The sequence below is a fragment of the Streptomyces sp. V4I2 genome, from assembly GCF_030817655.1.
Taxonomy (GTDB): Bacteria; Actinomycetota; Actinomycetes; order Streptomycetales; family Streptomycetaceae; genus Streptomyces; species Streptomyces plumbiresistens.
This window is the reverse complement of record NZ_JAUSZM010000003.1, coordinates 4812101-4835410: the sequence shown is the minus strand read 5'-3', so window position 1 is coordinate 4835410 and position 23310 is coordinate 4812101. Positions and strand designations below refer to the sequence as shown.

The 23310-nt window shown below is 68.5% G+C and carries 21 protein-coding genes and 2 pseudogenes; 15 read left to right on the top strand and 8 right to left on the bottom strand.

All coding sequences use genetic code 11. The features are described 5' to 3' along the window. Positions 1 to 187: 187 nt before the first annotated feature. The 11 genes and pseudogenes from QFZ76_RS22705 to QFZ76_RS22660 all read left to right on the top strand — a co-directional run bounded on the left by QFZ76_RS22705 (position 188) and on the right by QFZ76_RS22660 (position 12281). Positions 188 to 1456, top strand: a complete 1269-nt coding sequence (locus QFZ76_RS22705; RefSeq protein WP_307675471.1) for an ABC transporter substrate-binding protein — start codon at positions 188 to 190, stop codon at positions 1454 to 1456. An 86-nt stretch (positions 1457 to 1542) separates the two neighbouring features. Further along, complete coding sequence (locus QFZ76_RS22700; protein WP_307675470.1) at positions 1543 to 2415, top strand: carbohydrate ABC transporter permease; 873 nt, start codon at positions 1543 to 1545, stop codon at positions 2413 to 2415. Between the two features lie 34 nt (positions 2416 to 2449). Then, positions 2450 to 3391: a carbohydrate ABC transporter permease gene (locus QFZ76_RS22695; RefSeq protein WP_307675469.1), complete on the top strand. Its 942-nt coding sequence runs from the start codon at positions 2450 to 2452 to the stop codon at positions 3389 to 3391. 40 nt (positions 3392 to 3431) lie between these two features. Further along, entirely contained in the window at positions 3432 to 4289 is an 858-nt protein-coding gene (locus QFZ76_RS22690) for a glycoside hydrolase family 43 protein (RefSeq protein WP_307675468.1), read from the top strand. A 109-nt stretch (positions 4290 to 4398) separates the two neighbouring features. Beyond that, on the top strand, positions 4399 to 6873 hold the full coding sequence (locus QFZ76_RS22685) for a carbohydrate binding domain-containing protein (protein WP_307675467.1): 2475 nt from the start codon (positions 4399 to 4401) through the stop codon (positions 6871 to 6873). 244 nt (positions 6874 to 7117) lie between these two features. Continuing rightward, positions 7118 to 8443 carry an alpha-L-fucosidase gene (locus QFZ76_RS22680; RefSeq protein WP_307675466.1) on the top strand — a complete coding sequence of 442 codons (1326 nt, stop codon included), beginning with the start codon at positions 7118 to 7120 and terminating at the stop codon, positions 8441 to 8443. A gap of 29 nt (positions 8444 to 8472) precedes the next feature. Next, a pseudogene (locus tag QFZ76_RS51805) lies at positions 8473 to 8970 on the top strand (TIM-barrel domain-containing protein); the annotation flags it as partial. A 125-nt stretch (positions 8971 to 9095) separates the two neighbouring features. Beyond that, positions 9096 to 9251, top strand: a complete 156-nt coding sequence (locus tag QFZ76_RS51800) for a hypothetical protein (RefSeq protein ID WP_373464533.1) — start codon at positions 9096 to 9098, stop codon at positions 9249 to 9251. Positions 9252 to 9327: 76 nt separating this feature from the next. Then, on the top strand, positions 9328 to 10467 hold the full coding sequence (locus tag QFZ76_RS22670) for an IS5 family transposase (protein WP_307675464.1): 1140 nt from the start codon (positions 9328 to 9330) through the stop codon (positions 10465 to 10467). 217 nt (positions 10468 to 10684) lie between these two features. Further along, positions 10685 to 11221, top strand: coding sequence for a helix-turn-helix domain-containing protein (locus QFZ76_RS22665; RefSeq protein WP_307675463.1), 537 nt, complete (start codon positions 10685 to 10687; stop codon positions 11219 to 11221). A 76-nt stretch (positions 11222 to 11297) separates the two neighbouring features. Further along, on the top strand, positions 11298 to 12281 hold the full coding sequence (locus QFZ76_RS22660) for a helix-turn-helix domain-containing protein (RefSeq protein ID WP_307675462.1): 984 nt from the start codon (positions 11298 to 11300) through the stop codon (positions 12279 to 12281). On the opposite strand, the gene QFZ76_RS22655 is transcribed toward QFZ76_RS22660, so the two are convergent. From QFZ76_RS22655 to QFZ76_RS22645, 3 genes are all read right to left on the bottom strand, one after another. Further along, entirely contained in the window at positions 12260 to 13513 is a 1254-nt protein-coding gene (locus tag QFZ76_RS22655; protein ID WP_307675461.1) for an acyl-CoA dehydrogenase family protein, read from the bottom strand. The two genes, QFZ76_RS22660 and QFZ76_RS22655, sit on opposite strands and share 22 nt — an antisense overlap. A gap of 181 nt (positions 13514 to 13694) precedes the next feature. Next, positions 13695 to 13976: an aldehyde dehydrogenase family protein gene (locus QFZ76_RS22650; protein ID WP_307675460.1), complete on the bottom strand. Its 282-nt coding sequence runs from the start codon at positions 13974 to 13976 to the stop codon at positions 13695 to 13697. 221 nt (positions 13977 to 14197) lie between these two features. Beyond that, on the bottom strand, positions 14198 to 14422 hold the full coding sequence (locus QFZ76_RS22645) for a hypothetical protein (RefSeq protein ID WP_307675459.1): 225 nt from the start codon (positions 14420 to 14422) through the stop codon (positions 14198 to 14200). Positions 14423 to 14543: 121 nt separating this feature from the next. Between QFZ76_RS22645 and QFZ76_RS22640 the strand changes: the two genes are divergently transcribed. Further along, positions 14544 to 15529, top strand: a protein-coding gene (locus tag QFZ76_RS22640; RefSeq protein ID WP_373464335.1) for an IS5 family transposase whose coding sequence is annotated in 2 segments (ribosomal slippage) — positions 14544 to 14951 and positions 14954 to 15529 — 984 coding nt in all. Because the reading frame shifts where the segments join, the coding sequence is not laid out codon by codon here. 140 nt (positions 15530 to 15669) lie between these two features. On the opposite strand, the gene QFZ76_RS22635 is transcribed toward QFZ76_RS22640, so the two are convergent. Both QFZ76_RS22635 and QFZ76_RS22630 read right to left on the bottom strand, forming a co-directional pair. Next, positions 15670 to 16038: a hypothetical protein gene (locus tag QFZ76_RS22635; protein WP_307675458.1), complete on the bottom strand. Its 369-nt coding sequence runs from the start codon at positions 16036 to 16038 to the stop codon at positions 15670 to 15672. Positions 16039 to 16150: 112 nt separating this feature from the next. Further along, complete coding sequence (locus QFZ76_RS22630) at positions 16151 to 17797, bottom strand: ricin-type beta-trefoil lectin domain protein (RefSeq protein WP_307675457.1); 1647 nt, start codon at positions 17795 to 17797, stop codon at positions 16151 to 16153. A gap of 625 nt (positions 17798 to 18422) precedes the next feature. On the opposite strand from QFZ76_RS22630, the gene QFZ76_RS22625 reads away from it, so the two are divergent. Beyond that, positions 18423 to 18728 carry a winged helix-turn-helix transcriptional regulator gene (locus QFZ76_RS22625; protein ID WP_307675456.1) on the top strand — a complete coding sequence of 102 codons (306 nt, stop codon included), beginning with the start codon at positions 18423 to 18425 and terminating at the stop codon, positions 18726 to 18728. A 41-nt stretch (positions 18729 to 18769) separates the two neighbouring features. On the opposite strand, the gene QFZ76_RS22620 is transcribed toward QFZ76_RS22625, so the two are convergent. Beyond that, positions 18770 to 19549: a radical SAM protein gene (locus QFZ76_RS22620; RefSeq protein WP_307675455.1), complete on the bottom strand. Its 780-nt coding sequence runs from the start codon at positions 19547 to 19549 to the stop codon at positions 18770 to 18772. Between the two features lie 517 nt (positions 19550 to 20066). On the opposite strand from QFZ76_RS22620, the gene QFZ76_RS22615 reads away from it, so the two are divergent. After that, the gene (locus QFZ76_RS22615; RefSeq protein WP_307675454.1) at positions 20067 to 20381 is read left to right on the top strand and encodes a tetratricopeptide repeat protein; all 315 of its coding nucleotides are present in this window, start codon (positions 20067 to 20069) and stop codon (positions 20379 to 20381) included. Positions 20382 to 20496: 115 nt separating this feature from the next. On the opposite strand, the pseudogene QFZ76_RS22610 reads toward QFZ76_RS22615, so the two are convergent. Continuing rightward, positions 20497 to 20964: pseudogene (locus tag QFZ76_RS22610) on the bottom strand (transposase); the annotation flags it as partial. 351 nt (positions 20965 to 21315) lie between these two features. On the opposite strand from QFZ76_RS22610, the gene QFZ76_RS22605 reads away from it, so the two are divergent. Further along, positions 21316 to 21519, top strand: coding sequence for a hypothetical protein (locus QFZ76_RS22605; RefSeq protein WP_373464334.1), 204 nt, complete (start codon positions 21316 to 21318; stop codon positions 21517 to 21519). A gap of 353 nt (positions 21520 to 21872) precedes the next feature. Here QFZ76_RS22605 and QFZ76_RS22600 read toward each other — a convergent pair whose 3' ends face one another. After that, positions 21873 to 23303: a family 43 glycosylhydrolase gene (locus tag QFZ76_RS22600; RefSeq protein ID WP_373464532.1), complete on the bottom strand. Its 1431-nt coding sequence runs from the start codon at positions 23301 to 23303 to the stop codon at positions 21873 to 21875. Positions 23304 to 23310: the final 7 nt, after the last annotated feature.

Below are 23310 nucleotides of genomic sequence, written 5' to 3'. Positions count from 1 at the left end.
ACGTATAGATGTCATCCAAGTTTTGCGTTACAGTCCCGGCCATCGGCGAGTACCGTTCGCCGCATTCCGGGTCGACCGGCCCTTTGCGGACATGTCAAAACTGCACCCACACGGAAGCAGGCTGACCGGTCCCCATCCTTCTGATCATGACGAGTCGGTTCTTCACCGACGATGAGTGAGGTGTGCAATGAAGCATTCCGGGAGATCTCTCGCGGTCGCCACCACGGTCGCCGCCCTGGCGATGTCGCTGGCCGCGTGCGGAGGCGGGTCGTCCGGCGCATCCAAGGACGGCAAAGTGACCATCCACGTGCAGGCGTGGAAGGGCGGCGGCGCGGAGCCGGCGAACGTCGCGGAGATCAACAAGGCGTTCGAGAAGACCCACCCGAAGATCAAGGTCGACTTCGAGTACATCACGGCCGGCGACACCTACACGCAGAAGCTCCAGACCGAACTGCTGGGCGGCAAAGCCGGCGACGTCATCATGGCCGACACGGACAAGATGGGGAAGTGGGGTGCCTCCGGCTACCTCGCCGACCTGTCCAAGGAGGCCTGGGCGAGCCGTATAGCACCGGACGCCAAGCAGTTCACGCAGGCGGACGGCAAGACGCTCGCCATGCCGATGGAGCTGATCGGCATCGGCCTGTACGCCAACATGGACCTGCTGAAGAAGGCCGGCATCACCGAAGTGCCCGCCGACTGGCCGACGTTCCTGAACGACCTCGCCAAGGTCAAGAAGGCCGGCATCAACCCCATCGCACTGCCCGACAAGTCCGGCTGGACCGGCGAGTCCGTCTTCCAGGCGAGCGGCTCGACCCTCGTCTACCAGAAGAACAAGCAGTGGGACGCCGACTTCCTCGGCGGCAAGACCGGCTTCGACCCGGACTGGAAGGCGCCGCTGCAGCAGTTGAAGACCCTTGAGGACAAGGGGTACGTCAACTGGAAGAACGAACTCGGCGTCGACGACTGGTCCCAGGGCCCGCAGGACTTCAGCGCCGGCAAGAGCGCCTTCTGGTACCAAGGCGCGTGGCAGGTCTCCAACGTCAAGAAGGCCGGCTTCCCGGTCTCCTTCGCACCGTGGCCGGGCGGCGCCGCCGGCACCAAGCCCAACGGCATGGTCTTCTCCGGCACGATGTGGGCGGTCAACTCCCAGTCCCAGCAGGCCGACGCGGCACGCGAATACGTGAAGTTCTGGTCGCAGAGCCAGAACCTGGCCAAGTATCTCGAGGCCGAGCACGCGGAGTCGCCGTTCACCGGTGGCACGACCCCGGAGAGCCCCGAGACGACGGCCTTCACCACGGCCTTCACGGAAGGCCGTTACCGGATCATGCCGTCCAACACCTGGTACGGCAGCGCGGCCGAGACCGCGACCGGCTCCAAGATCCAGGCGTACCTGCTGGGCAAGGCGTCCGCCGCTCAGACCCTGAAGGACATCCAGGCCGCGGCGTCCGCCAAGTAACCCATCCCGAAGCCGGCCGTGGTGAGGGGCGGTAGGCGGCTCCTGACGCCCCCGCCACGGCCCACCCGGGCAAGAGGAGGACCCCCGTGTTTCACCGCCGGCGCGCCACCATGGCCGCTTTCCTGCTCCCGGCGATCACCGTGTACGGCGTGTTCATGCTGTATCCGCTGGCCCGCGGCATCTATCTGAGCATGACCGACAGCCTCGGCGGACCGATCGCCGACTTCGTCGGCACGGACAACTACCGTGCCATGGCCGACGACCCGAAGGTCACGGCGGCCCTGTGGCACACCGTGCTGTACGCGGCGGTCGTCGTGGTCGCGCAGAACGGTCTCGGGCTGCTCTTCGCGAGCATGCTGTTCCGCCGCCCCAAGGTCCGCAAGGGGCTCAGCGTCGTGCTGCTCACGCCGACGCTGATCTCCCCGGTGATGGCCGCCTTCATCTGGTCGTACCTGCTCGCCCCGAGCGGCGGCATCAACGCGCTCCTCAACCTGGTGGGCCTGCACAGCATCACCCATGTGTGGCTCGGCGACACCTCCACCGCGCTGTACGCGGTGGCCGCCGTCAACATCTGGATGTTCACCGGCTACTCCTGCGCGATCTTCCTCGCCAGTTATATGAGCATGCCTGCCGAACTGCTGGAGGCGGCCGCCCTGGACGGCGCGCGCGGCTGGCGCCGCTTCGTCAGCATCGAGTGGCCGCTGCTCGCTCCCGCACTCACCGTCAACGTGACGCTCAGCCTCATCGGCTCCCTGAAGGTCTTCGAGTTCCCCCTCGTGCTGACCAACGGCGGCCCGGCCGACGCCACGGACACGCTGACCCTGCTCGTGTACCGCAACGTCTTCGGCGGCGGGAAGTTCGCCTACGGCGTCGCGCTGTCAGTCGTGCTCCTCGTGACCGTGGTCGTCCTGTCCAGCGCCACCTCCTCCCTGCTCCGCCTCCGCGAGCGCCGTATCTGACGGGGTCGCCCCCAGGAACTGACGGATCGCCACCATGACTTCCAACATCTCCGCGCCCCCGACCGGACCCCGGCCCCCCGCGCACGCCCGCAGGAGCTCGGACCGGCCATCACCTCGCCCCCGTAGGACACCGTCCGGACCGCCGCGCATCACGCTGCGCCGCCTGACCGGCGGCCTCGGCACCGTCCTGCTGTGCCTGGGCACCGTCCTGTTCGTCCTGCCGTTCCTCTTCACGGTCGTGACCTCGCTGCGCACCGCGGCGGACGTGGCCCGCTCCCCGCTCGGCATCCCGCACTCGCTGACCCTGAAGAACTTCGCGGACGCGTTCAGCCAGATCCACTACGGCCCCAGCACCCTCAACACCCTGCTCATCACCGGACTGTCATGCGTGGCCATCACCATGATCGGCTCGCTCGCCGCCTATCCGCTGGCCCGGATCACCCAGCACTGGTCCACCACCGTGTACCGGCTGTTCATCCTCGGTACGTCCGTTCCTGTGTTCGTCGTCGTAGCGCCGCTGTACCTGCTGATGCGCGACCTCAACCTGCTGGACACCTACGCGGGCGTGGTGTTCATCTACACGGCCCTGAACCTCCCGGTCGCGGTGTTCTTCTACACCAGCTTCATCCGCTCGATCCCGGGCGACCTGGAGGAGGCGGCCGCGCTCGACGGCTGCGGCGCCCTGCGCACGTTCTTCACGATCATCCTGCCGCTGCTCCGGCCGGTCACCAGCACCCTGCTGACGTTCATCTCCCTGCAGATCTGGAACGACCTGCTCGTTCCGCTGGTGTTCCTGCAGGACCCCGGCAAGCGGACGGTCATGGTGAACGCCTACTCCTTCATCGACCCGCACACCGTGCAGCCGACCACCCTGTTCCCGGCCGCCCTGCTCGGAGTGCTTCCGCTGCTGGTCATCTTCGTCTTCTTGCAGCGCCAGGTGGTCGCCGGCATGTCCGCCGGCGCGGTCAAGTCGTGAACCACCTTCGCTCCGACGTTCCGGAAGGACCCTCCCACCGATGTACGTGGTCTCCTACTTCACCAGCGCCGACGAGGCCCTGCACCTGGCCTACAGCCACGATGGCGAGGAGTTCAGGACGGTGAACGGCGGCCGGCCCGTTCTGCGGGGCACGGTCGGCACCGGCCGGCTGCGGGACCCGTTCATCGGGGTGGGCCCCGACGGCCTGTTCCATCTGCTGGCCACCGACGGCTGGACGAGCCCCTCCATCGTCCACGCCACCTCGACGGACCTCCGCACCTGGTCGGAGCAGCGACTCATCCCGGTCATGGCCGGTGTGCAGGGGGCTCACAACGCCTGGGCTCCGGAGTTCTTCCTGGACCGCGCAACGGGGCTGTACCACCTCATCTGGTCGTCGGTCGTCGAGGCGGGCAGCACGGCCGAGGGTCGCAACTTCGAGTACGTCAGCCAGGACCACCGCATCTGGCACTGCACCACCGAGGACTTCAGGACGTTCTCGGACCCGGCGGTCTTCTTCGACCCGGGTCACTCGGTCATCGACGCCACCGTGCACGAGCTGGCCGAGGGCGGATTCCTCATGGCCTTCAAGGACGAACGCGGCACCAACGACCCCGCCACCGCCCACAAGGACATCAATGTGACCACGTTCGACACCCCCGGCGGTCCGTACTCCGCCCCCACGGGGCCGGTCACCCCCTCACTCGTGGAAGGACCGTGTCTCTTCCGCCGCGGAGACGAGTGGGTCATGATCTTCGACCATTTCCTGGAGGGGAGGTACGGGGCGGTCCGCAGCAAGGACGGCGTGGACTGGGAGCCCGCCCCCTTCGCGCCACCGCCTGGCATGCGCCACGCCTCCGTCCTCGCCACGTCCCTCCCGACATCACTGTCAGCAACCTGAGCGTCGCCACGGATTCCGGGCGGGCCGCTTCGGTGCCCGCCCGGCGTAGGAAGATCCGCGTCGCAGCCCGCGGCGCGGAGGACACCGTCACCCAGCAAGGAGCGTCGCAATGAAGCGTCGCAGAGCAAACCGCCCGATACGCCGGGCATCCCGCGTCCTCACCCTGCTCGCCACCCTGGCGGGCGTCCTCGTGCTGCCCGCCCAGGCCGCCATGGCCGCAGGCACCACGTACTACGTGAACTGCTCGGCCGCCTCCAACGGCAACGGCACCCAGGCCAGCCCCTGGAACTCCGTCACCAGCGTCAACAACACCACCTTCGGCGCGGGCGACAGCATCCTCTTCGCCGCCGGCACCACCTGCACCGGCCAGCTCACCCCCCAGGGCTCGGGCACCTCCGGCAGCCCCGTCACCATGGGCGCCTACGGCACCGGCGCCAAGCCGGTCATCAACGCGAACGGCGCCACCGGCCCCGTCATCCACCTCCTCAACCAGCAGTACTGGGAGATCGGCGGCCTGGAACTCACCAACCCCGCGGCCTCCCCGGACTACCGCTCCGGCGTCTTCGCCGAGAACAGCTCCGGCGGGATCCTGCACCACATCCGGGTGCACGACATGTACATCCACAACATCAGCGGCTGGCCGGGCGGCTGGTACTCCACCAACGCCGGCGTCGGCGTCCAGACCGACCACACCACCCCCGTCTCCACCTTCGACGACGTCGTCGTCGAGAACAACACCTTCGACCACGTCGACCGCATCGCCGTCGCCGTCACCCCGGACGGGGGCGGCCAGGGCACCGGCCTGACCACGGGCACGGTCATCCGCGGCAACACGATGACCTACGACGGCGCCGACGACGTCCTCGTGGTCAAGGGCAGTGGCGCCCTCATCGAGAACAACAAGGCCGGCCACGGCGGGCTGAAGAGCACCTGCCCGCCCTCGGGCCAGATCTGCAACCGAGCGTCCGCGGGCATCTGGGTGGCAGGCAGTCAGGACAGCGTGATCCAGGGCAACGAGGTGTACTGCCACGCCAACTTCCAGGACGGCCAGGCGTACGACGTCGACTGGGGCAACCACAACACCACGATCCAGTACAACTACAGCCACCAGAACCTCGGTGGCTTCCTGCTGTTGATGCCGGCCTCCTCCTCCAGCCCCAACGAGCCCACCGCGACCGTGCCCAGCGACGGCACGGTGGTGCGCTACAACGTCAGCGAGAACGACGGCTCCAACTCGGGTTGCCCGGAGTCCGGTACCTCCAACCACACCGACTCCCTCATCGACATGCCCGGCAACATCCCGAACAAGAGCGGCAGCAGCGGCATGGCCCCGCTGTTCTACAACAACACGTTCTACGTCAGGGACGGCCTGGGCACGTGGATCACGGGTGGCCGCGGCAGGACCAGCGTCTCCGGGGCCTGGTCCTTCGAGAACAACGCGGTCTTCAACTACGGCTCGGGCGGCTACCTCGCCACCGGCGCAGGCTCCGTCTACTCGAACAACCTCTTCTACGGCCGGCACCCCTCCTCCGAGCCCGCAGACGCCGCGAAGGTCGTCACCGACCCCGAGTTCCGCAACCCGGGCAACGCGAACACCAACTCCCCGTACGCGGGAATGGACGCCTACCAGGTCCACCCCTCTTCCCCCGTAGTCCGGGCAGGGGCGGTCATCAGCAACAACGGCGGCCAGGACGCCTTCGGCAACCCGGTCTCCGCCACGGCCGCGCCCAACATCGGCGCCTACAACGGCACCGGCGGCAACCTCGTGGCCAACGCCGGCTTCGAGACGGGCTCGCTCAGCCCGTGGACCCTCAGCGGCAGCGGATCCTCCGTGGTCACCTCGAACGCCCGCACCGGCACTCACTCCCTGCAGACCGGAGCCTCCGGCAGCGGCGCCAACCAGAACCTGACCGGGCTGGCCCCCAACACCACCTACCTGCTCACCGGCTGGGCCAAGGTGGCCAACGCCGGGGAGACTCTCGCCATCGGCGTCAAGAACTACGGCGGCACCGAGACCTTCACCAACGTCGCCACAACCTCGTACTCCGAGGCCGCCGTTCTGTTCACCACCGGCTCCACCAACACCACGGCCACGCTGTACTGCTGGAAGAACTCCGGCGGCACCGCTGCAGGGAACTGCGACGACATCGCGGTGGAACGCGTGTCCACCCCTGCAAACCTCCTGACGAACGCCGGCTTCGAATCCGGCTCGCTCAGCCCGTGGACCCTCAGCGGCAGCGGATCCTCCGTGGTCACCTCGAACGCCCGCACCGGCACTCACTCCCTGCAGACCGGAGCCTCCAGCAGCGGCGTGGACCAGGCCACCGGCGGTCTGTCGTCCAGCGCCACCTACCTGCTGACCGGCTGGGCCAAGGCCGCAGGCGGCAGCGAGCAGGTCGCCGTCGGCGTGAAGAACTTCGGCGGCACCGAAAGCTTCTCGAATACCACCGGTACCGCCTACGCCCAGCAGCCGATCTTCCTCACCACGGGAAGCGGCAACACCTCCGCCACCGTCTACTGCTACAAGAACTCCGGCACCTCCGCCGGATACTGCGACGACTACACGCTGATCAAACTCTCCTGACCGTCACCGGCTCACCAGGAAAACCCCCTCCCTCGGGCGGGCCGGCCCGCCCGAGGACTCCTCGGCAATAGGGCCTCCCAGGCGCTGTCGAGGACTGCTTGCTGAACGGGAAGCGCCGAGAGGTTCGCACACACCCGCAATACCTCCAACCTGTCGATGTCCCAGGTCGCCGCATCCGGCGCCTCCTCGCCCCCAGTGTTCACGGTTCCTCGCCTAACAAATCCGATGTATCGGAGTTTCAAGCATGAACGAGTTCCCTCTGAGCGGTCGGCTGGTCCCTGAGTGGTTCACCGACGCCAAATTCGGCGTCTTCATCCACTGGGGCGCGTACTCGGTGCCGGCCTGGGCCGAGCCCATCGGCGCACTCGGCGACGGCGACCCCGATGTGTGGTTCAAGCACAACCCGTACGCCGAGTGGTACTGGAACACCATCCAGATCGAGGGCAGCCCCGCCCAGGAACACCATCGCACCATGCACGGCGGACGCCCCTACGACGAGTTCCTCGACGCCTGGAAGGCCGAGCTCTTCGACCCCGCGGACTGGGTGGAGCTGTTCGCCCGGGCGGGTGCGCGCTACGTCGTCCCCACGACCAAGCACCACGATGGGATAGCCCTGTGGGACGCACCGGGCACCGGCACCCGCAACACCCTCCACCGCGGTCCACGCCGCGACCTGATCGCCGACCTCGCCGACGCCATCCGGGCCCGCGACCTGCGGTTCGGCGTGTACTACTCCGGCGGCATCGACTGGTACGCCGGACGCCGGGACCCCGTTCTCCACGAGGACCGGATGGACGATGGGAGGCCCCATGAGGCCGCCTACGCCGCCTACGCGCACCGGCAGGTCCTCGACCTGATCGAGCGGTATCACCCCGCGGTGCTGTGGAACGACATGGGCTGGCCCCGAGCGGGCCGGGCCGAACTGCCGGCGTTGTTCTCGCACTACTACGCCACCGTGCCGGAAGGCGTGGTGAACGACCGCTGGGACAGCGCCCACGCCGACTACCTCACCAGCGAGTACGAGCTGGACCGGGCCAACGAGGGTGCAGCCTGCTGGGAGAACACCCGGGGAATCGGATTCTCCTTCGGCTACAACCAAGTGGAAGGCCCCGAGCACATGCTGGATCCGGCAGGCGCCGTCCGCCTGCTGGTCGACGTCGTCTCACGCGGCGGGAACCTGCTGCTCAACGTCGGTCCGAAGGCCGACGGCACCCTCCCGCAGGAGCAACGCGCCGTTCTGGAGGGCATGGCGTCATGGATGGCCTGCCACTCCGAGGCCGTGCACGCCACCAGGCCACTGGAACCAGGTTCCGCCGACCCGCAGGACGGCGGCCCCTGGGTGCGTTGGACCCGCGACGAGCGCCACGTCTACGCCTTCGTGGCCGACGTTCCTGACGGGGCCGGCGGGCATATCGTGCTGAAGGCGCGTCCGGGCCTGCTGGATCCGGATACGGCAGAACGCCTGGACGGCCAACCCGTCAAGGCGGAATCGGGACCGGAGGGCGTCCACGTCACGTCCGGCGGTCTCGACACGCCGCTGCCCACCGCGATCCGCTTCGCCGCACGGTGACCGACCGCTGACCCGGTCGTTCGCTGGGCGTGGGCAACTTCTGGCTGGACGCCTGCGAACCCGACCTGAGCCCGGAGGCCGCCGAACGCGCCGTCTACGCGGCCGGGCCGGCAGCCGAGGCCGCGAACCTCTACCCCCTGCTGCACCGCCGCGCGGTGGCCGACGGGCTGCGCGCGTCGGGCGACGACCGACCGCTGTCCCTGGTCCGGTCCGCATGCGCGGGTAGCCAGAGGTACGGGGCCGCGCTGTGGTCCGGCGACATCCCGCCCACCTTCGGCTCCCTCGCCCGCCAGATCAGGGCCGGGCTGAACGTCGCCATGAGCGGTATCCCCTGGTGGAACACCGACATCGGCGGCTTCGCCGGCGGTGGCCCGGACGATCCGGGGTACCGCGAGGTGCTGATTCGTTGGTTCCAGTACGGCACCTTCAGCCCCCTCATGCGGCTACATGGCAACCGCCTGCCGCACGACCAGGACTTCTGCACGGAGGCGACCGGCGGCCCGAACGAGGTCTGGTCGTACGGGAAAGTGGCGTACGGCATCCTCCGGGACCACCTGCTGGTGCGCGAGCGCCTGCGCCCATACCTGACGCGGCTGTCCACCAGCGCGCCTGGGACGCGGACGACCAGTTTCTGCTCGAACCCGATGGTCTGGTGGCGCCCGTCTACGAGGCGGGCGCGCGGACCTGCGGTGTGTATCTGCCGTCTGGGGCGCGCTGGCTCGACCCGGCCACCGGACACGTGGTCGAGGGCGGTACCACACTCGACGCGCATGCCCCGCTGGAACGCATCCCCGTCTTCGTCCGCTAGGTCCTGTCTGGAGCTCGGATCAGGAGTTCGGTAGATCGCCTGCGCGCGGGGGCTCGGTCTTGATAGGCCGTCAGTCATGGCGCGAGGCGATCTCACCGATGAGCAGTGGGCCCTGATCGAGCCCCATCTCCCGATTGCCGCGGTTGGGCCCATCCCCGACCTGCGGAAACATTTCAACGCGGTGATGTGGCGGTTCCGGACCGGTAGCCCCTGGCGTGACCTGCCGACCGAGTTCGGGCCCTGGCAGAGCGCGTACGACCGCTTCCGGATCTGGGCGACGCGTGGCGTCTTCCAGGACCTGATGCACACAGTGATCGCCGAGGCCGCTGCCCGCGGCCAGGCTGATCTGGGCCTGGTCAGCGTGGACTCTGCGACCGCCCGGGCCCACCACCACGCCGCCGGGATGGCCCTTGTCACCGCGACGGCTACCGCGCCGATCGGACCGGGCCGCAGGTCCACCAGGTCCGTGCACTGCCATCCTCCGTCGGCGTGGTCCGGCACGTCGAAGACGTCCGTCTCCGGGTCAGGCACGGGCTGCCGGCCTGCGGCACTGGTCGGCCAGCATGTCCGCCAACTGCCTGCCTTCTTTGCACACGGACAGCAGCAGCAACCCGAGGTAGTGCGTCTCCTCGTCCACCTCTCGCCGGGGGAGATCGCCGGGGTGGTGCCGCATCCGGGAGAGGGCCGCAAGGACGCGTCCCGTTACGTCCACCGGAACCCAGAGGTGGTCGATCCGATCACGGACGACGTGCTGGCCGAGGGCGAGGAGGGCGAAGTGGTCTTCACCTCCCTCACCAAGGAAGCCCTGCCGATCATCCGCTACCGCACTCGCGACCTGACCCGCCTGCTGCCCGGGACCGCACGCCCCGCCTTCCGCCGCATCCAGAAGATCACCGGCCGCTGCGACGACATGATCATCCTGCGCGGGGTGAACGTGTTCCCCAGCCAGATCGAGGAGATCGTGCTGCGCACGCCCGGCGTCGCCCCGCACTTCCAGGTACAGCTGACCCGACGCGGCCGGATGGACCACATGACCGTCCGCGTCGAAGCCCGCCCTGGGACGAGGACCGAGCTGCGGGAGACCGCCGCCAAGGCAATCGGGCAGAGCGTCAAGGACGGCGTGGGCGTCACCGTCGACGTGGCGATCGTCGACCCGGAGACCCTGGAACGCTCGCTGGGCAAACTCCGCCGCGTCAAGGATCTGCGTCAGCAGTAACCGCGCCCCTGCGAGAAGAGACGGGTCGGGTGAGCAGAACACCTGCCCCCTTCGCCGTACTCGACGAGGAGGACCGGGCCCCGGACACCACGGCGACCGCCCGGCTGGAGCACGTCGCGGCAGGCGGCTGGCGGCCGCGCTGCTGCGGGACGCGGCGAGCGATCTGGACGCGTGCACCGGTAGCGGAGGTCCGCATCTGGCCGACGCGCTGGTCTCCGTGGTGCTGTCGGCCCTGGCGGAACAGCCGGTCTCCGTCCGCCCCGCCGACGACCTCGCCGAGCGCATCCTCACCTACTGCCTCGGCCGCCTCTCCGATCCCCGCCTCTCGCCCGAGTCGGTGGCACGCGCCCACCACGTCTCGGTGCGCTACCTGCACAAGGTCCTCCAGCAGCGCGGCGTGACGCTCGCTTCCTGGATCCGCGGCCGTCGGCTGGAACGGATCCGGCGCGACCTGGCCGACCCGGCTCTGGCCGATCGCAGCGTCTCCGTGATCGCCGCCCGCTGGGGCCTCCTCGACGCCACCCATCTCAGCCGCACCCTGCGCGCGCGGAGTTCGGGCAGAGCGCGGCCGAAATCCGCACGGCTGCGGGTCGCCGGACCGGTGCCCGGGGCACGGACGGTGCCGCGACGCGCTGACGCCCCGGCGCGCAGTCCTGTCGTGGCAGGCATGACTGCCGGACAGGCTCACCGATGGGCGACGACGCCCGTGAGCGAGGTGGAAACGAGGGTTTACCCGACCCGCGCTCCCCCGTGACGGTCGTGCGGCATCCTGAGGGTCGCGGGTACGGCAGCCGACGCCGCCACCCGCGAGCGGTGGAGGGAGCGGCGGTATGGCGGTGTGGGACATCACCGGGCGGCCTGCTCACGAGCAGTTCGGCTTCTGGCGCGAGGTCATCTGTGAGGCGTTCGTTCCGCTGTCGCCCACGAGGACGAGCCCCGACCCGGGGTTCGCGGGGCAGGTGGAGACCCGGCCGCTCGGGGAGATCAACCGGGCCCGGATCCGGTCCCAGCCGCAACTGACCTCGCACGGGCCGCGTGAGGTCAGCCGGTCGCAGGGTGAGTTCTACTTCGTGAACCTTCAGCTCGCCGGGCGCTGCGCGGTGCGCCAGGGCGCGGCCGAGTCGGTCGTGGGCCCGGGCCAGTTCACCGTGCTCGACACGACTGAGCCGTACTACCTCGACTTCGACGCCGAGTGGCGGATGCTGTCGTTCCGGCTGCCCCGCCCGCAGTTGAGCACGCGGCTGCCCGAGGCGCACAGGGCTGCCGGCCTCGGCCGGAGCATCGACGGAAGCACCGGGGTGGGCAGCGTGGTGACGGCGCTGATGGCGTCACTGTGGCAGCTGGACGACCTGGACGGCTCCACCCCGACGCCGGTGCTCGCCGAGCTTGAGCAGTCCTTCCTGTCAGTGGTGGCCGCGACGCTCGGCGCGAGAACCGCGCATGACGATCAGGACCCGCATGACGTGCACGCGGGAACCCGCACCGCGATCCTGCGGTTCGTGGCCGCCAACCTCGGTGACCCTTCGCTGTCCGTCGCGACCGTGTGCCGCAGGTTCGCCATCTCCCCGCGCCTGCTCCACCGGCTGTTCGAGGGCGAGGAGCGGTCCTTCGCGGGCACGGTCCGGTCATTGCGACTGAACCGCTGCGCGCGGCTGCTCAGGGACCCTCGCGAGACCGCCACGATCACCGATATCGCGGCCCGGCACGGGTACACCGACCCGGCCTCGTTCAGCCGGACGTTCCGGCGGGAGTTCGGGATCTCGCCCAGGGAGATGCGCGAACAGCAGGACGGCTACGGGGCCGTGCCGAGGTAGGTCGACGACGGGTCGTACGTCGGATCGCTGAGCATGGCGTGCAGTTGGCGGCGGCGAACGCCGAGGTTGCCGCCGTCGAACAGCGGGTAGACCAGGGCGTCCTGGAGGATCTCGGCGAGCGGGTTCTCGTGGCTGTAGCTGTCGATGCCGACCACGCGCATCAGGTCGGTGATGACCCGTACCGCCGTCTCCGAGCCGAAGATCTTGGCGTGCAGGGCCAGTTCCGCCGCGGCCGGGCTCTCCGTGTCGAGGGCGTGGCACGCCTTCCAGGACAGGTAACGCACCGCTTCCATCGCCGACTTGGCATCCGCCAGGGCATAGCCGACGGCCTGGTGGTCGATGATCGGCACCGCTCCCGCACGCCGTTCCCGCTTGGCGAAGTCGAGCGCGAACTCGAACGCCGCCCGCATCTTGGCCAGGGCGAAGACGCCGACCAGCGCGGCGGTCGGGATGAAGCTGCCGGCCACGATCTGCCGGCCGGCACCGGGACCGCCGAGGATGTTGCCCCGCGGCACGCGGACATCGCGCAAGGTGATCGCCGGAGTCTGGTGGGCCCGGTGGCCGAGCAGGTCGAGGCTGGTGTCGACCGTGAGTCCCTCGACGGGGCCGGGTACCAGGATCACCGAGAGCGCCTCATCGGGCGGCGCGACCGTGCTCGTACGGCACACCACGGCCATCAGATCCGGGCCTGTGCCGTCCCAGCCGCCGGCGCTCGACACCCACTTCTTCGAGCCATTGATGACCCACTCGTCGCCGTCCAGCACTGCCGTCGTACGGACCCCTTCGGCCGGCGCCGGGGCGTCGTAGTTGGCGCTGCCGCCCGGTTCACTGAACGCGAAGGCGGCGAGGGGTGCTCCTGAGGGTTCGAGGAACCGGCCGAAGTGGTCCCCCAGCTGCTCGGGGCTCCCGGCTGCCATGAGCGGGGTGAGGCCAAGGGTGACCGCGAACAGCGTGAGTGACACGTTCACGTCGACCGCGATGAACTCCTCGGCGATCAAGGCGAAGTCGACCATGCCCTGGCCTTCGCCGCCGGCCGTCGCCGGGAGGATCCTGCGCAGCCAGCCCTCGGCGACCACCTGTTCGTAGATCGGCCGGGTCGCCTTCCAGCGCTCCTCGGGGCTGCTCAGATGCCGGGTGGCGGGGCCGACCTCGGCGAGGACCTTGTGGGCGAAGTCCCGGGCGGATTCCCTGAGTTGCCGCTGCTCGGCCGTGAGGGTGAAATCGATGGCCATGCGGGGTGCCTCCTCGCTCCGACGCCGTCGGGCGACGCGTCGACTCCGGTGTGCCTTGGAGAGCAGGCTGTCAGCGACGAAGCGAGGCGTCTGTGCCGATGACGCCGTATTCCTGTGCACTTCGTGCACGCCGGTCGCCGGGCCCCCACGGGCATCTCTCGCCCGGCGACCGCACGCACGGTCAGGCCAGGCTGGTCCAGATGCTCTTGACCTCCGTGTAGGCCTCGATGGCTTCCCAGCCCATCTCGCGGCCGACGCCGGAGGACTTCATGCCACCCCAGGCCGCCGCGGCGTCCAGGCCCTGCATCATGTTGATCCATACCGTGCCGGCCTTGACCTGCCGGGCCAGCCGGTTGGCGGTGCCGATGTCCCGGGACCAGATCGCGGCGGCGAGCCCGTACTCGGAGTCGTTGGCGAGGCCGACCAGTTCCTCCGGGTCGTCGTACGGCATCACGGACAGCACCGGACCGAAGATAGGACCAGGTTCCCAGGCTCGGCGAGAGCCCAGCACACGGACAGCAGTTTCCGGGTCTCGCCAGCATCCGGGGCACCGAGGCCGGCGCCCGCATCGAGCAGCCGGTCGACGCGTTCCACCTGCTCGAAAGCCAGGACAACAACGGTCTGATCAGTAGTCATGACCGATTAACGACCGAAGCCGCAGGGCGTACCGGAAGGCAGTGGAGCTCACTGGTGGCGGAAGCCGCGGTTGGGGTCGCGGGCCTGCTCAGGGTCGAAGGGGTCGAACCAGTCCTGCGCCGCGAGATTGACCATGCCGAGCGCCTGGTTGACCTGGCTGTCGCTGTCCTCGATGCCGTCGAGGGAATCGTCGAACAGCATCAGGACGTCGTGGTCCTGGAACAGGAGGTCGGAGCAGGCCTGCCAGTCGAAGTCGCGGGAGTGCTCGGGCAAGTCCTCTACGGTCTCGCGTACGCGGCGCGGCCTGTTGCGCGTTAGGTCCTGTCTGGAGCTCGGATCAGGAGTTCGGTAGATCGCCTGCGCGCGGGGGCTCGGTCTTGATAGGCCGTCAGTCATGGCGCGAGGCGATCTCACCGATGAGCAGTGGGCCCTGATCGAGCCCCATCTCCCGATTGCCGCGGTTGGGCCCATCCCCGACCTGCGGAAACATTTCAACGCGGTGATGTGGCGGTTCCGGACCGGTAGCCCCTGGCGTGACCTGCCGACCGAGTTCGGGCCCTGGCAGAGCGCGTACGACCGCTTCCGGATCTGGGCGACGCGTGGCGTCTTCCAGGACCTGATGCACACAGTGATCGCCGAGGCCGCTGCCCGCGGCCAGGCTGATCTGGGCCTGGTCAGCGTGGACTCTGCGACCGCCCGGGCCCACCACCACGCCGCCGGGATGGCCCTGGACCCCGAGCAGTTGGCGGCCTTGGAAATGGCCGTCGAGGCCGAAAAGGGGGCGAGGACAAGGAGCAAAGAACGCAGGACGGACAGGCCGAGGACGAGGCGCGCGTCGAGCGGCGACGGGTCCACCGACGACACCGGGCCCGCTTGAAAGCCGCCGAGCTGGGGCGTTCCCGGGGCGGACTGACGAGCAAGATCCATGTGGCGGACGACCGACGCTGTCGCCCGCTTGCGTTCGTCCTCACGCCCGGGCAGGCCGGCGACAGTCCGCAGTTCGCCCCGGTCCTGGAACGGGTGAAAGTGCGCGGCCCGGTCGGGCGCCCGCGGACCCGGCCGGATGCAGTGGCCGCGGACAAGGCGTACTCGTCCCGACGCAACCGCCGCTACCTGCGACAACGCGGGATCCGAGCCGTGATCCCGGAGAAGGCCGACCAGGCTGCGAACCGCAAGAAGCGTGGCAGGGCCGGCGGGCGGCCAGTCTCGCACGACGCGACACTCTACAAAGAGCGCAACACCGTGGAACGGTGCATCAACCGGCTGCGGAACTGGCGCGGTATCGCTACCCGGTACGACAAGACCCCGGAGAGCTACGAGGCCGGACTGCACCTGTGTGGTGCGATGCTCTGGCTCCGCAGCATCGCACCACACTCGTGATTCGAATTCCAGACAGGGCCTAGGGCGCAGCCGTCGCACCTCACCTGCAGTGACTCCTCACCCTTCCCGCCCTCCTCGGCGACCGGTGACGCGTCCGTGCACAAGAAGATCCGTGCCCAAAGGACAGCAGAGCGATGCAGTCAGAGCACCCCCAGCAGGGGGCACGGCCGCATCTCTATCCCTACGGCGTTTTCGGAGAGGCTCGCGGAGGTGACGATCACGGCGAACGAACACCGACTCCCGGATTGCCTCGCGGGGAAGGGCTCCGCCCGAAGTGCGAACATCCGGGTACGCCTCTTCATCGGACCGTAGGCGCCGAGGCAGACCATGAGACGCCACTCCATCCCGACGGCGTTGGCCGGCGCGTCGACTTGGGTGACCGTGGCACCGCTGCTCAGCCGCCTTTTCCTACCGGCACCTTGAGGCGGCAAGGGTGTGCGTGTGATCAGCTCGCCGTCCACGGCGGGCTCCATGATGGCCTTGAGGAGCCGGTATGCCTTGGCCGTCATCGTCGGCAGCAGTTGCCCGCAGGCGCACGGATGACGGGCCGTTCCGTCCGGTGCCCCGTACGGGAAGAGGGGGCACCGGACGGAACCACGCCGTCCGGGAGGTGGGCACCGCTCAGGAGGTGAGCAGCGCGAGGTCCACGGCGTTGGCGATGGCCTGCATGCCCGCGCTGTTGGGGTGCAGATGGTCGCCGCTGTCGTAGGCGGGGAGCAGCTGCGCCGGGTTGGCCGGGTCCCGGAGTGCCGCGTCGAAGTCGATCACCGCGTCGAAGGCGCCGCTGGTGCGGATCCAGTCGTTGACCTGGGCGCGGATGGCGGCCTTGGCGGCGGTCTGCGTGGAGTTCGGCAGGATGGTCCCACCGATGATTCGGACACCGGCCTGGTGCGCCTGGTTGATCATGGTCTGGTAGCCGGCGATGATCCGGTCGGCGGGGGTGGGGGTGGCGGTGTTGTTGATGTCGTTGATGCCCTCCAGCACGATGGCGTTCTTCACGCCCGGCTGGGTCAGGACGTCGTGGGAGAACCGGGTCACGGCCGCGATGCCCTGCTGCGCGGACGGGCTGTCGGTGACCACCCGGTTGCCGCCGATGCCCGCGTTGACCACGCCGAGGCGCTGACCGCCGGACTCGGCCTGCAGCCGCCGGGCGAGGTAGTCGGGCCAGCGCTGGTTGGCGTTGTCGGTGCCGCTGGAGCCTTCGGTGATGGAGTCGCCGAAGGCCACGACGGTTCCCTTGGCCGTGGGTGACACGACGTCGAGTCCCGCGACGTAGAACCAGTGGTTCGTGGTGGCGGTGAAGTTCGTCGCGGCCTCCTCGGCCGCGTGGTTGCCGGTGCCCGCGGCGGACAGATAGGAGGTCTGGTAGGCGGCGTAGTGGTAGGTCGAGGCGCCGGTGGTGCCCGGGAGGTAGACGCTCACCAGCAGGTTCTGCTCCGCGACGACCGGCATCGGGATGACGTCGCTGGTCAGTTCCTGCCCCGCGGGGATGGTCGGCGTGGCCGACCGGCCGAAGGTGACGGCGTGTGTGGTGCCCGCGGCCGCGGTGGCGCCGCTGGACTGGACCGCCACCGTGACGGCACCGACCGAGAGGGCGGTCGTGCTGCGCAGGTTGGACAGCCGGATGCGCAGCCCCGCGCCGGAGGTGTTGTTGTGGACGACCATCCGGATGGTCTGCTCGGTGAAGGTCTGGCCGCCTCTGACCATGGCCGGGCCCCAGGTCGCCGAGCGCAGGCGCTCGGTCAGGCTCCACTGCTGGTTGGCGTTGGCCGTGGTCTTGCAGGTGTACTGGATGATCCGGTGGTCCTCCGTGGTGGAGTTGTCGGAGACGTCCAGGCACAGGCCGCTGCGGGGGGAGACGATCGCCGAGCCGCTGAAGGTCCAGCGCTGGCTGTTGGCGCCGGTGCAGGTCCCCTGGATGATCGCGGCCCCCGCGTTCATGGAGCCGTTCTGGATGTCCATGCACTTGCCGCTGTTGATGTTGACCAGCGAGAAGGTGCCGTCGCCGTGGTCGACCGCCTCCCACAGCTGGCCGGGGCCGCCGGAAGCGGTCTTCTGCACGACCGCCGCGCCGTCGGCCAGGGAGTCCCCCAGCACGGCCACGTACTTGCCGCTGTTGGCCGCCGTCAGGGTGTAGACGTGGCCGCCCTGCGGCGCGCCCGCGGCCGAGGCGTTTTCCGCCGGGACGAGGGCGAGTCCGGCGGCGGCCAGACCGGTGGTGGATGCCGTGGCCGTGAGTCTGGCGGAGAGTCTTCGGGAGGTGTGCATGTGCGGTCCTTCTTTGCTGGGTGGGGACGTGCGGCTCTTCCGCGGGGGACATGCGCGCCTTCTTCGTGGAAACGTGCGGGTGGAGGGGGCTGGGGGGCTCAGGAGGTGACGCTCCGCAGCGTGAACTGCTGGCTGAGCCGTCCCGCCAGGTGAACTGAACCCCCTGAGTGAGGCGCCCGGCACAAGCGATACGGCGCGCTGGGCAGCAGGTCTTCCATTCGATACCGGGCCCCGGACGCGACGGCGAAGCCCGCCGTGAGTAACCGCCATGCCGACGAGCGCCCCGTCGGCGGGTGATCGACTCTGACAAGGCCTTCTCCTGGCAGTTCGCAGGACAGCACACGCTGCCATGACAGGCCTTGAACACTGCTGTGTTCAGCGGAGCAACATCGGATGTATTAACAGGCACTAGTCCGCGATCTGTCTAGGGCCTCGAAGAAAATTGCCAGACCAGCCCCGATGTCGCAACTGACAGACGCGTTCGAGTGCCGGACTGAGTGACTCGATTCATGGGGTCTATTTGCCTTGACAGGTCGAGTGAAGAGGGCGGCTGGGCCCTGCGGATACCGACCCCGGCCGTGCCACCGAGATTTGCGGGCGGATGAGGGCTGTTGATGAGACACGCGTGGTAGCTCACATAAACGGCGAGCTGGTCGTATGGGACGCCGCGGGCCGCCTCGCATTCGAGCGGCTGCAGAACCGGCTCGCCCAGCGTGGTGCCGGGGCGGCGCAGGAGTGGCCGGCCCACTTCGTCGCGTTCGATCTGCTGCGCCTGTCCGGGACGGACACCACCTCTTGGCCGTATGCGGAGATCCCGCCGCGCGTCGAGTACGCACTGCCCCGTCTCGGTGAGGAGCTGCGCAAGGTCCTGGAGGCCATGGGGGCGTGGGCCATGGCGGTGCCGGATCCCGAGTCCGTCGTCACGGCCTGAGGTACGTCTGGAACGGCCCCCGAACACAGTCATGGCCATGGTCACACCGAGGATGCGAGCCTCTGCCGCAGGGTGTCGTTGTCGTCGTGGTGGACGACCTCCTCGAAGCGCAGCCGCAGCCCGTGCTTGTCGAGCAGCTCCGCCACGATCGCGTCGAGGTGTTCGCGGTGCTCCTTCGTCCGCGCCTGGAGGTATGCCGCGCGGGCGTCCTCGGGCTCGTCGGCAAGTACCTCGTCCATCCGCTCGCGGATGTACCGCTTGAGGTTGATGTGCTCCATGAACACCTCACTGACTCCCGCTTCGACGAGCTGCGCGAAAAGGTCGTCCAGACGCTCGGGATGGGTGGCGAAGTGGGGCAGGAGCGGGCCGACGAAGGCGTAGGTGGGGATGCCGGCCTCGTTCAGTTCGGCCAGGGTGCGCAGGCGGCGGGAGGCGAGCGGGGCGCGGACCTCCAGCCAGCGGCTGACTTTGTCGTCCGTGGTGGTCACGGTCATGCCGACCTCGGCGCGGGGCAGGCTGGTGAGCAGGTCGATGTCGCCGGTGACGACGGGCGACTTGGTCAGGATGCGCACCAGGCCCGGGTACTCGACCGCTTTCAGTTCGCGCAGGATGCCGCGGGTGAGCCGGTACTTCGTCTCGTGGCCCTGGTAGGGGTCGGTGACCGAGCTGAGCAGCATCGTGCCCCGCCGCTTGTCCTGCGGCATCTTCGCCAGCTCCTTGCGGGCGAGTTCGACCGCGTTCTTCTTCACGTACAGGTAGTCGCCCCACTCCTTGACGGACCGGCCGAACTGGCCCGGCGAAGCTGGCGAAGCAGTAGGCACAGCCCAGCACGCAGCCGGTGTAGGGGTTGATGACGTAGTCGTTCGACGGGGTCTTCGACTTCTGGATCAAGGTGTTCGCCTCGATCTCGATCGGCTCCATGGCCGTTTCCTTCCTGCTGTCCCGGCGGTCCGCGTACGAAGGGCCGGGTTCCTCCGCTGTCTGCGGGGCCAGGCTTCAGGCCCCCTGCTGGCCACGGTTGCTGCTGAGCAGCGGCCAGCTAGCGCTTAACTTCGGGGCCAACCAGAAATCAACACACCCCGCTGACCTGGGAGCATCTCGCAGCCGCTGGCCAACCATCGATCAAAGTCACAGCAGTAGAAGCGGCAGATCACAGCCGTGGCCCTGTGGACGCGGGCCCGATCTCGCAGTACGGGACAACAGCGTCAAGAACTTCCGGCGTCGGCCTAAGAAGGTGTCGTACAGAAGTAGTCGGCACCCGGGGCCTTCCGTGCCGGCCTCATACGCGCAGGTCAACGCGTCGCAAGGCGGGCTGCGGCAAGGTACTTGAGGCGTCTCGTGGGGCGCCTTGTACGCCAGTACGGACAAGCCCTCGACTGCTACCGCCAAGCCATAGACCTGTTCCGCGAAGCCGGCGACCGCTACCACGAAGCCACCAGCCTCGCCGACCTCGGCGACACCCAACACACCGCCGCCAGCCCCACCGCCGCCCACGAAGCCTGGAACCAAGCCCTGACCATCTTCAACGAACTCGCCCACCCCAAGGCAGCCCCGCTGCGCGCCAAGCTCCTCCACAACCTCGACTGGTACCCGGCCGACGTTCCCCTCGCACCGCTGGCAGAGAACGGCACCCATTCGTGCGCCTCGGGATGACGCCGGTGCGAGGTTTGGCGAGTCCGTCACTGAGGGTTTTCAGCGTTGCTTTTCCAGCGTGAGGACCGCTGTCTACCTCGTCACCGGCTGGTCAGGCCGCCTGCGGCAGGTAGTACGGGCTGACGTCTCGGCGGGCGGCGGGCTGGGTCTTGCGGCGGGTGAGGCGCCGGCTCATCAGGGTTATCGCCACCCACGTGATCAGGGATTCGCTCATTTCGGGGAGTCGTTCGTGGTCGCGGCAGTGGCGGCGGGCTCGCATGATCCACGACCACGACCGTTCGACCACCCAACGGCGCGGCAGGACGATGAAGCCCTTCGTGCCGGGAGGGCGCTTCACTGTCTTGATGGTGATGTCGAGGTAGGTCTTGGCCCAGATCAGCAGCTTGCCGACGTAGGCGGAATCTGCCCAGACGATGGCAATCTCGGGGTGCGTGAGGGCGTGGCGGAACAGCAGTTCCTTGGCGATGACGCTGTCGTGGACGCCTGCGTTGGTGACCATGACCAGTAGCACCAGGCCCCTGTTGTCGCAGATGAGGTGTCTTTTCCTGCCGTTGATCTTTTTGCCGTTATCCCGGCACCGAGATAACGGCAAACTGATCAACGGCCGCAAGCGCCACCTGATCGTGTTCATGCGCGGCATGCCGCTGACCGTCATGGTGGGTGTTGCCGCCCCGCACGACGCGTTCCCGCCCGTTGGAAGATCGCTGAACCGAGCCTCGACAGGCGCCCCAAAAGAGCGAAAATGCCTTTTTCCTATCGGTCAGGCATACCCTGGAGTGGCGCTGCTCGGGGCGACGTAGTCGGGAGGAACCAGCATGACGGGATCAGCACCAGCAGGGCACTCGCAGGATGGCGTGGAGGCGTCGACGAACAACGGGCTTCATGGCTGCTGGACACATGAGAGCAGCAGGACGTCGCCAGAAGCGGGCTGGCGATGCTGCGGGACTCCTCCGCCTGGATCGACGTCACGCGGCAGAACGGCGTCAGCAGGCTGGTGATGTTCGACGGCCTGACCATGGACGCCCGCTGGAACACCAGCAGCACCGGCACCGAGCAGGCCCGCGCCGACCTCCCCGCGTGCGGCAGCCGCGTCTGGCTGCGCGCCGCCGCCGACGGGCCGCCAAGCGACGACGCGTGAGGCTGATTCCGGCACCCTGATCATCCTGTTCGATCGCCGGAACCCCGCCCGGCGGCTGTGGGCAAGGCGGCAGCCCGGCTCGGCCGGTAGGTTCGGGGCCTTCTCATGATGGCCTCGAGGAGCCGGTATGCCTTGGCCCTCATCGTCGGCAGCAGCTGCCCGCAGGCGCATGGATGACGGGCCGTTCCGTCCGGTGCCCCGTACGCGGAGAGGGGGCACCGGACGGAAAGGGGACCGCCACCGCTGCCCCTCGCAACAGGCCGAGGAGGAGCGAGACGCCGGCCGAGTCGGACGCCCCCCCGCTTGTAGAACGGATGAAGCGGTCCGCAAAGATCACGGGGTGCGCAGGGAGGTCAGGTCGTGGGGACGAGGCGCCACTGCTGGCAGTTGTTGTTCAGCCAGGTCCACAGCCGTACGTCGGTCCCGTCGGCGGTGCCGCAGTTGGCCACGTCGGCGACCTTGCCGCTGTTCTCGTTGACGATGCGCACGTAGTCGCCGGTGTCCGTGTAGACCAGACGCCACTTCTGGCAGTTGTTGTTCAGCCAGGACCACTGCGCGATGTCCGTGCCGTCGGTCGTGGTGCAGTTCGCGGTGTCCGCGACCTTGCCGGTCGCGACGTTGACCAGCCGGCTGGTGTCGTCGCCGAGGTCCTCGACGCGCCACTTCTGGTTGGCGCCGCCGTGGCAGCTCCACTGGAAGATGTTGGCGCCGTCCAAGGTGCTGCCGCCCTCGACGTCCAGGCACTTGCCGCTGTTGCGGTTCACCAGGGTGTACGCGGTCGGGGTCGTCGCCGTCTCGCCCGACGGACCGGGCAGCGTGGTGCCGAGCGCGACCGGGGTGCCGAAGTTCGGCGTGCCGTCCGCGTTCCAGGTGAACTTCTGCGCCCGCGTCGTACGTTCGTTGCCGCAGCCGCTGCTCGCGGAGTTGTTGGCGTGGTAGACGATCCAGTTCTCGGTGCCGTCCGGCGAGGAGAAGAAGCCGTTGTGGCCGGGGCCGTAGACACCGTTCGCGTCATTGCGCTGGAAGACCGGCGTGGACTTCTTCGTCCAGGAAGCGGGGTTCAGCGGGTCGGTACCGGTCAGTTCCAGCTGGCCCAGCTTGTAGTCCGGGGTCATGCAGTAGCTGGCGGAGAAGGTGAGGAAGGTGCGGCCGTTGTGGTAGAGCGGCTCGGGTCCCTCGTTGACCGCGGCCCCCGAGGTCTCCCAGCTCGCGGTGGGGCTGGAGATGACGGTGAAGGTGCTGCTGGCCAGCGTGTACGGGTTGCTCATCGGCGCGATGACCAGGCTCTGCGGACTGCCGTTGATGTAGCCGCTGCCGATCAGGTACAGCTTGTTGTTGTTCTGCAGGACGGTGGCGTCGATGAGCCAGCCGCCGGAGCTGAGGTTGGAGCCGCTGAGCTGGTTCTTGTAGGTGTACGGGCCCATGGGGTCGGTGCCCGCGCTCTCCAGGACGTGGGTGCGCTGGGAGTCGCAGCAGGCGACACCGCTCTGCGCCGCGGAGTAGTACAGGTACCAGTGGCCGTCGAAGAAGTGGATCTCGGGTGCCCAGATGTTGGTGTTACGGGTCGGGGTGGTGTCGCTCCAGATCTGGACGCTGGCGGCGGTGGAGAGTCCGGCCAGGGTCGGCGACTTCCGCATGGTCAGCACACCGGTGAAGGACGTGGTGACCAGGTAGTAGTTGCCGTTGTAGTACTCGAGCCAGGGGTCGGCGCCCTTCTGCGACTTGATCGGGTTGGTGTACGGGCGGCCCTCGGCGGCGGTGGCCGGGGTCGTCGCCGACACCATGGCGATC